Origin of the sequence: Panacibacter microcysteis, from assembly GCF_015831355.1 — a bacterium.
Taxonomy (GTDB): domain Bacteria; phylum Bacteroidota; class Bacteroidia; order Chitinophagales; family Chitinophagaceae; genus Panacibacter; species Panacibacter microcysteis.
On sequence record NZ_JADWYR010000007.1, the window covers coordinates 1 to 8,435 of the forward strand.

At 37.7% G+C, this 8,435-nt stretch carries 10 protein-coding genes; all 10 read left to right on the forward strand.

Features of this window, described 5'->3' with window-relative positions; genetic code table 11:
- Positions 1–235 precede the first annotated feature (235 nt).
- The 10 genes from I5907_RS21445 (at position 236) to I5907_RS21490 (ending at position 8,035) form a co-directional block, all read left to right on the forward strand.
- On the forward strand, positions 236–736 hold the full coding sequence (locus I5907_RS21445) for a hypothetical protein (RefSeq protein ID WP_196992914.1): 501 nt from the start codon (positions 236–238) through the stop codon (positions 734–736).
- A gap of 262 nt (positions 737–998) precedes the next feature.
- Positions 999–1,436: a hypothetical protein gene (locus I5907_RS21450; RefSeq protein ID WP_196992915.1), complete on the forward strand. Its 438-nt coding sequence runs from the start codon at positions 999–1,001 to the stop codon at positions 1,434–1,436.
- A gap of 225 nt (positions 1,437–1,661) precedes the next feature.
- Positions 1,662–2,396, forward strand: a complete 735-nt coding sequence (locus tag I5907_RS21455; RefSeq protein ID WP_196992916.1) for a hypothetical protein — start codon at positions 1,662–1,664, stop codon at positions 2,394–2,396.
- A 243-nt stretch (positions 2,397–2,639) separates the two neighbouring features.
- A complete protein-coding gene (locus I5907_RS21460) occupies positions 2,640–3,179 on the forward strand; it encodes a hypothetical protein (protein ID WP_196992917.1) in 540 nt (179 codons plus the stop codon).
- 157 nt (positions 3,180–3,336) lie between these two features.
- Positions 3,337–3,921, forward strand: a complete 585-nt coding sequence (locus tag I5907_RS21465) for a leucine-rich repeat domain-containing protein (RefSeq protein ID WP_196992918.1) — start codon at positions 3,337–3,339, stop codon at positions 3,919–3,921.
- A gap of 271 nt (positions 3,922–4,192) precedes the next feature.
- Positions 4,193–4,909, forward strand: a complete 717-nt coding sequence (locus tag I5907_RS21470; protein WP_196992919.1) for a hypothetical protein — start codon at positions 4,193–4,195, stop codon at positions 4,907–4,909.
- A 316-nt stretch (positions 4,910–5,225) separates the two neighbouring features.
- Entirely contained in the window at positions 5,226–5,750 is a 525-nt protein-coding gene (locus I5907_RS21475; protein WP_196992920.1) for a hypothetical protein, read from the forward strand.
- Positions 5,751–5,986: 236 nt separating this feature from the next.
- Complete coding sequence (locus I5907_RS21480; protein WP_196992921.1) at positions 5,987–6,550, forward strand: hypothetical protein; 564 nt, start codon at positions 5,987–5,989, stop codon at positions 6,548–6,550.
- A gap of 300 nt (positions 6,551–6,850) precedes the next feature.
- Entirely contained in the window at positions 6,851–7,258 is a 408-nt protein-coding gene (locus I5907_RS21485; RefSeq protein ID WP_196992922.1) for a hypothetical protein, read from the forward strand.
- Between the two features lie 228 nt (positions 7,259–7,486).
- Entirely contained in the window at positions 7,487–8,035 is a 549-nt protein-coding gene (locus I5907_RS21490) for an SMI1/KNR4 family protein (protein WP_196992923.1), read from the forward strand.
- Positions 8,036–8,435 lie beyond the last annotated feature (400 nt).

Below are 8,435 nucleotides of genomic sequence, written 5' to 3' on the forward strand. Positions count from 1 at the left end.
GGCAGTTGTACTACTATCATCTAATATCGGGCTTGACTGAATTCTATTTGGCTTTTAGTTGTTAACTTCAACTTCAGTTTTTTAATCGGCTTCAGTTGCCGGGCAGACAGTTATAAAATACCAACCCTGCGGCAAGCCTCGAACGTTGTGCGTCATTTTAAAGCGACATCCTACTCAAAATAAGTTTACCAGGACAGACCGTTAGAAAATGGAAGCTGTGTAACTATTGAATAAAATGAGAGAACCTGTTTTATCGACATATAAAATCCTAAAAGAAAAAGCATTCAATTCCGACATTACTGAAAGTTGGATCGATTGGGCTATTGAAATGATGGAAGCAGGTTACGAATCTATCAATCTTTATGAACTTGCGGGAACTACAAGACCTTATAATCAATTTGAATTAAAAGAATTGACAAACAAAGTTTTCAAAGATTTAAACTTAGATTATTCGGACAAAACAAAAACTTTAAAGAACTATGTTTACTTTTTGCTTACTTCAAATATTGACAAACCAGAAAAGTATGATAAAGTTTTAAGGGAGTTCAGAGACATTTACTACGAACTTGACATGGATAGCGAGTATCAAGATTTGGCTCTTTTGTATTGGGCTAAAGACGATTTACTTTACGCCGACTATCAACATTATTGGGAAGGAGCAAACCGAGAGAACATTGACGCTATAATTAAAGAGCAATTTGAACTTTTTAAAAGGCGGTTTGATACCGAAGCGTAAAAAAACGAACGCACAACAAAAGGTTTTGTGCAATTGGGGCTCGACGTTGAAACAATCATCGGCAGTGCATATCCAGGCTTCATATTCGGCGGACGTAATTCTGCCGGGCAGTAGTTCTAAACTTCGGCTTTTAGTTATAAATTTAGCTTCAGTTCCGGGCGGACAGTTGGTTAATTCCCCAACTGCACAAAGCCTCGAACGTTGCCTGTAACCTTTGGTGACAGCTTCAAACAAAAATCAGCATTGACAAGACAGACAGTTTATGACAAGACCTCATATACCATTTCTTGCTTTCCTCATTCTGTTGTTGCTGACAATTCCATTTTCGTTTGACTTTGCGACTTCTGTAGTTCCAGGTTGGCACATGACAATTTTCCCGCCTTATTATGTTTGGGGACTTATTGTTTTGATTGTCTTGCTTTTGGTGACAATTGATTATTGGCTATTATCTAAGCGGACAGACAAAACAAACTGGACTTTCTTTGCAATTCACTTCGCATTGACTATTCCGACAATAATTTATTTGAAATTTCCATCCATTCTTTTGGACGTTCATTTGACAGACCAAAATGAATTAATGAAAGCTATTCAATTTCGGATGAAACTAATTCCCATAGCGTGGGCACTTTTTATTGTTGGACAAACCTCGTTTATCATTTATTTCATCAGAACGATAAAAGCAAAGCCTACTTCGACATAAGGCTACAGGCAACATGAAGCTTGGCAAAAAACTGGCTGACATTACGCTGCATCGACTTTTGCTTGGCCATTAAGCTTCAGTATCGGCTGGACATTATAAATTTGGCGACATCAATAACAATGAACTTTAACCCATAAATTTAACTGCAGTTCGGGCCGACGGGAATGCTAATACCAGTTCTTCGCCAAGCCTTGAACGTAAGCAGCAATTTAACGACACCCTACAATGGACAAAATCTTGCGGTCTTTAAGCCTATTTCTTCCTCTATCTATCTTGACATTAGTTAGTTGCAAGACAAATGATTCAGTAGACACAAAAAATGTTTTTGAAAAAGCATCAAAAAATGATTCGCTCTCTTACTATTTTCCTTCTATTTTAAATGACACAGTTGAAAGAAGAAATCCAAATTACAGGGACTTTGAACAGAAATGGTATTCATCTTCATTATATTCATTCAAAGAGCCGATACTTTACACGAAGTCCGATTCAATAACTATTTATCGGCTCTTGTGGTTGCGTTCTTTTCATAAACCAGTTTGCTTTTCAATCAAGGAGTTTAACGGAAACTATTTTCTTAATGCTAAAACTCTTGACAGACAACCAGCGTTTTATCCAGAAATTGAAGGCAAGGGTAAAGATGAAAATGGGAAATGGATTCTTGACACAATTCAAAAAGCTGACCGTTTTGCTCTTATAGATTTTGACACAATAAATGTTTTGACAAGTGGGCAGTGGAGTGCAATTGAAAATTATATAACAGAACTTGATTTTTGGAGCAGTCCTGTTGCTGACCCAGACGACGATAACAGTACTGACGGCTCTAACTGGGTATTAGAAGGACGCAGAAACGGCAAGTATCATTTTATCAACAGACGTAACGCAAGGGGTGATTTGAAAAACTTTGCGAAAGAATTAAATAAGTGGAGTGGACTAAATATTAAAGACGACTCATTCTACTGACAACTAAACTGCTGCTTACATTGGGTTTTATGCAAGTTGGGCATGACCAGCAAATATCAGCCAATTGCAAATCCAGGCTGTGGTTCGGGCTGGACGAATAAATCTCAACTTTAGTTCTTAAATTCAACTTTATATTTTCAATCAGCAGCGGTTGTGGGCGGACGAATAACAATTCCCAACCTGCATAAAGCCTCGAACGTTAGCGGTAATACAAAAGCAACCATTTCTAAATTTTAGTCAGACGTGAAGAGAAAGTTTATAATCGCATCAGTCATTATCATTATTCTGACAGTTGGATTGGTTGGGTTTTATTTTTTCAATAAGCATTTCAAGCTGGTTGACCTGAGTACAATAAGCGTCACCACTGGAAACGACCTTTCACAAAGCAAAGTCGAAATAAAAAGGGGCTTTCATAGTATAAATCGTACAAACGACCAGGAACTTTTCTCGGCCAACAATAGCGACCGAACCGTTTATAACGGAATGCAAATCGGTCTTCTAAAAACTGATTATGGTGAAAACGATTTCTTAATCACCTATGATGACAAGTATTACTTCCAGTTTAGACACTTTATTTTCAGCAGCAACAATCAGCATTCATACGACTTTACTCTGTTCAAGCGGAAAGACACGCTTTTTATCAAAGCAGACATTAAAGGCAATGACAAAATGCAGTTTACAAAGCCAATGCATCTGATTAGCGACGCAAGACTTCTTCGTTGTAATGTGCCGATTGACAGCAGTAAAGTAATTTACAACATGACTGAGTTGAAAGAGCGTTGAAAAACGGAGTACTACCGCTAACATGGTATTCCTGCAATAGCGGCTGACGAAAAAGTGTTCAACAAATGAACTTTATTCAACTTTATCAATAAATTTAAGCTGACGTAACACGGACTTCCGCTACTGCAGAAATACCTGAAACGTTGTAGGCTATGCTATGACAAACCTCAAACTCATATCAAACATTTTCTTTGCGACACTTTTTGTTATTGTTGCTTGTTCGACAATGACAGCAAAACTTTACTCTGCTGACAATGTTTATAGCGACACAACTTACACTGCTTCGACACAGCAATTAAAGAGCGACAAAATACCAGATAGCGTTTTTCAAATGACTGAACTTCGACACCTATCTATAAACGGCATGGACTGTGATTACGGCGACAGGACAAATTGTTGGATGATAAAGGAAATTCCAAGCGACATCAAGAATTTGAAAAATCTCACAACTCTTCGGCTGACACTTAACGCCATTACAACAATTCCAAACGAGTTGACCGAACTCACTAACTTGACATTAATTGATTTGACAGATAATTCGGTTTTGACAGAAATTAATAGGTTGACAAAACTTCACAATCTGCAATACTTGTATTTGTATGGTTGCGGTTTGACAAAGTTGCCAGACAACATTGGCGACTTAATAAATTTGAAAGAATTAGGACTTGTAGGTAATCATCTTGACAAAGCAGAACAGACAAGAATAAAAAAGGCATTACCAAAGTGTAATATTAAGTTCTAATGGTGGACAGAGCAGCACAAGCCTACAACAGGCGGTTTGGCAATATGGCGGGTCGACGAATATATTCTCAACTTTTTGTTCGCTAATCGGCTTCAGTCCCAGCCGACGAATAAAGCCAGGCAGCAGCATTAACAATGAACTTTTGTAACTTTATTCAGCAGCGGTTCCGGGCTTGACGTTTTTCAAATGCCGCCACATCGCCAAGCCGTGGCCGTTAGGCGTCAGCTTAAATCAACCACCGTTCTAATCGACGGAAATGAAAATAGCCTTCATGAAACAAACAGCTCAAGCTATCATTTCAGATAACATCCTTCAACTACTTGACTTTTCAAACTTTTTTGATTTCGCTAAATCATTAGAAGAAATACTGACAACACCCGTTGACCTTATACAAGTACAGCGACTTATTATTTCAGGTTCAAAAATTGACAGTTTTGCTTTTTTAAATCTCTTTCCATCACTACAACAATTAAGTTTTTTAGCCTGCGAAAGCGACAAATGGTCGGACTTAAAAGGAAATGGAAATATTATCAGTCTGCGGTTGCATAATTTAAAACAAAAGAAAAAATACCTTTCAAGCATAGGCTTTGTGTTGACTTTTCCAAACCTTGAATATTTATACATTAATATGCTTGGACTGAACAATTTTTCCGAACTACGAGGACTAAAAAATCTGCATACAATATTTGCACAATGCCGAAACGGAAATGATATTAAGGCACAATTTGATTTTTCGGCGCTAGAGTATATCCCTAAGTTAAAAGTGTTAAGTGTTTGGATGGCTGTTGACAGACACAGAATTCCAGCCGAAAGTTTAATTCCCGTATTGAGCAACCCATCAGTTTCTCATGTTGACGTAACCCAGATGCACACAACAGAAGAAAAGAAATTAAAAAAGTTAATGGAAAAAATTAATCCAAAACTTTTGGAAACACCTTTATCTGACGACGACTTGCAAATAATAAATAAGCAACATTTCGCATGGTAGTTCATTTACGTTTTAGAACAGACAGAGTACAAGCCGAACGCCTAACAAAAGGTTTTGTGCAATTGGGGCTCGAAGTTGAAACAATCATCGGCAGTGCATATCCAGGCTTTATATTCGGCGGACGGAATTCTACCGAGCAGTAGTTCTTAACTTCGGCATTTAGTTATAAATTTAGCTTCAGTTCCGGGCAGACAGTTGGTCAATTCCCCAACTGCACAAAGCCTCGAACGTTGCCTGCAAGCTTATGAGACAATCCCTAATAATCATATCACTCTTCTTGACATCTTGTGTTGGTTCCTTCAACGACAAACAAAAGGTGGACAAAGACAACGTTGACTATGTTGAAATTCACAAGCAGTTCGACACAGTTTCTTTACGCTTGACAAATGACCAAGTTGCAGACTTTATTGACAATTGGAATAATTCAAACCCCAAAGGACCTTATAAATATTTGCCAGAATATTCTTTGACAATTCACTTCAAAGATGACAGCTTACTTTCTTACAGAACAAGTAGCGATTTAATTAAACAAAGAAGTGATTGGGCATATTCCGTGGGCGATAAAGAATATTTCAAAAGCATTTGGTTTAAGCAGGCAGGTTTGACAGATAAATATTTTGAGTATTATCCGACCTATGAGAAAGAAGGTAAATTTTCTAAGGACAGAAATCCACTTGACAAAAAACATTATGAAGGAATAAAACAGGTGCTGACTTATTATAACCACAAATGGACAGACATTAGAGGACAAATATTTTACGAAGGGACAATTGATGACGAACTATTATGGAATTATACGACCAAAGCAAACGATAGCATTTGGCTTTCATCACACAGGTGACGAAAGCCAGCAGGCAACATTGGGTTTTATGCAAGCTGGGCTTGAACTTGTAACATCAGCTAATTGCAAATCCAGGCTGTGGTTCGGGCGGGACAAACAACTTTCAACTTTAGTTCTTAAATTCAATTATATATTTCAATCGGCAGCGGTTGTCGGCGGACGGAATTCTAATTCCCAACCTGCATAAAGCCCTGCTCGTTGGTGGCAAGGCAACCGCAGACATCCTAAACTTGACAATGAAAACTATTTTTATTTCACTTGCAATTCTTTTGGCTTCTTGTGTAAAGTATCATATTACAAGTGACAAAGGAATGCGTGTTCAAAATCCAAAAGTTTTTAAGTACAATAAACCTCGTTATACTAAACTTGACAAAAGCCTTATTGACACCAATGCAATCTATTTCAAGGACTCAACTTATGACAAATGGACTAATCCCCAATGGCAAACCTACTCAAAGGAGTTTGCAAGATTTTTTAATACAGGACAGGTTTTATTTGTTGATTGCAATGCCTTTCCAACTATTGACAAAATAAATAATCCTAATGTTGGTGTACCAGGCTATTTCATAATTAGTGGGACACAAATAAAGGTTGATATGTTTCAGGACCTAAATGGAGGACAGACAGGAAAATACTTTGGAAGAATTCAACCAAACGGCGACATTATATTTTACGAGCAGAGGACAGAGACATATTCCAGTTCTTTCTCCCGGGTTGAAAAAGCAGAAGGCAACTACAGATTTTCAATCTGGAGAAAAATTAAAGTTGACAGTTTAAGAAGTTATAAACCGAATTGGTAGAAATACTGGCAGTACGTTTCAAATGCCCAGCCACCAACATCAGGTTTTGTGCAATTGGGGCATGACTTTGAAGCAATCATCGGCAGTGCATATCCAAGCTTCATATTCGGCGGACGGAATTCTGCCGGGCAGTAGTTCTAAACTTCGGCTTTTAGTTATAAATTTAGCTTCAGTTCCGGGCAGACAGATGGTTAATTCCCCAACTGCACAAAGCCGTGTCCGTTGTAGGCAATACGGTGCGACATCTCAAACCTTGTAGCCGGACACAATATTTTGACTACTTCCGAACACCAAATTAAAATGAAGAGAGCATATGTAATTGGACATTGGGTTTTGACACTTTTGTTAGCACCGTTTACATCTCAAGCCATACAATACGTTTGGGGGACAAACCCTCATCAAGTTGTTGGACTTTTGGAAGTTTATCCCATTACTGTACTTTTTAGTATTGCTTTTTCCTTACCGACATTTTTAGTTTATCTGACCTGTTTCTATTTTTTATCGAAGCAAGACATAAACTTTGCAATATCAAAAGTCATTTTAATTTCGGTTGCCGTTTTAGGCATTTACATAACTCAGACAATGATTAAAGGAAGTATGAGCCAAGACATAATAATTGCTTATTCTGTTACTGCTATTATCGTCGGACTTATATTGAGAATCAAAAAATCAAAAATAGAACCGCAAGATAATTTCATTACGACTTGAAGTACTGCCTACAACATGGGGTTTGCTGCTATGCTGGCTGACGAATAAATCCTCGTCTGTTTGTTCGCTATCAGCAGCGGTTCGGTCAGACGGAATTCTATTCAGCTTTAGTTCTTATCTTCAACATCAGTAATTCTATTGGGCTGCAGTTCCGGGCTGGACGTTATAAAATACCAGCACAGCAGCAAGCCCTCAACGTTGGCTGCCATTAGAACAAGCCTTGTAACTATGGACACTTACGACAACTTTTTCAAGGCTTATTACGATGATTGTAAAGACTCTTTATTGAAATTCTATGAGGGCTCTTTAAAAGTCACGGCAGATAATTATTATGATTTAGTCCTGCAAAAAACAAAAATTAAGTTGTCGGACTTTGACAACATCGAAAAGAAAATAAAACTCAAAATTCCAATTGAATTCAAAAGATTTTTTATGACAGCATATGGTTATGAAAGATACTTTCAATTACCAACAATGACACTTGCAACCGCATGGTACGAAAACCCGTTTGCCGAATTAAATGACTTACTTTTTGAACAAGGACTATCCAAGAAAATGTTGGAACAGAAATTAATTCCTATTGCATTTTATCAGGACAACTTCTATGTTTGTCTTGACCTTAGACAACCTGAAAATGAAATAGATACTCCAATAACATATTTTGACTTAAATGCAGGAATGCAGAATCAACAACCATTATTAGAGGAACATGTTTTCCCGTCATTCAAAAATTTTATAGAGCATTTGACTAATTGTATTTTGACAAGAACTTACTGATGATAACGGCAGCCAACAAAAGGTTTTGTGCAATTGGGGCATGACGTTGCAGCAATCATCGGCAGTGCATATCCAGGCTTTATATTCGGCGGACGGAATTCTGTTGGGCAGTAGTTCTAAACTTCGGCTTTTAGTTATAAATTTAGCTTCGGTTCCGGGCGGACAGTTGGTCAATTCCCCAACTGCACAAAGCCTCGAACGTTGTGCGTCACTTTAAACAGACCTTACAATTATAACTATGAGTTGGAAAATTTATCTAATCATCATTAACAATGCGGCCAACATCAATACAGCAGACATTCCACAAAAAATTGGACTTGACAATGTTAAGCCGACAAAGGAAATTTCAATTCACGAAGCTCAATATGCTAAAGGAACATCTATTGGCAAGTATGGCGAC

Bases quoted from the DNA above. Each gene is read 5' to 3' on its own strand.
- I5907_RS21445 (WP_196992914.1), top strand. From the start codon at position 236: ATGAGAGAACCTGTTTTATCGACATATAAAATCCTAAAAGAAAAAGCA.
- I5907_RS21455 (WP_196992916.1), top strand. From the start codon at position 1,662: ATGGACAAAATCTTGCGGTCTTTAAGCCTATTTCTTCCTCTATCTATC.
- I5907_RS21485 (WP_196992922.1), top strand. From the start codon at position 6,851: ATGAAGAGAGCATATGTAATTGGACATTGGGTTTTGACACTTTTGTTA.
- I5907_RS21480 (WP_196992921.1), top strand. From the start codon at position 5,987: ATGAAAACTATTTTTATTTCACTTGCAATTCTTTTGGCTTCTTGTGTA.
- I5907_RS21465 (WP_196992918.1), top strand. From the start codon at position 3,337: ATGACAAACCTCAAACTCATATCAAACATTTTCTTTGCGACACTTTTT.
- I5907_RS21470 (WP_196992919.1), top strand. From the start codon at position 4,193: ATGAAACAAACAGCTCAAGCTATCATTTCAGATAACATCCTTCAACTA.
- I5907_RS21450 (WP_196992915.1), top strand. From the start codon at position 999: ATGACAAGACCTCATATACCATTTCTTGCTTTCCTCATTCTGTTGTTG.
- I5907_RS21490 (WP_196992923.1), top strand. From the start codon at position 7,487: ATGGACACTTACGACAACTTTTTCAAGGCTTATTACGATGATTGTAAA.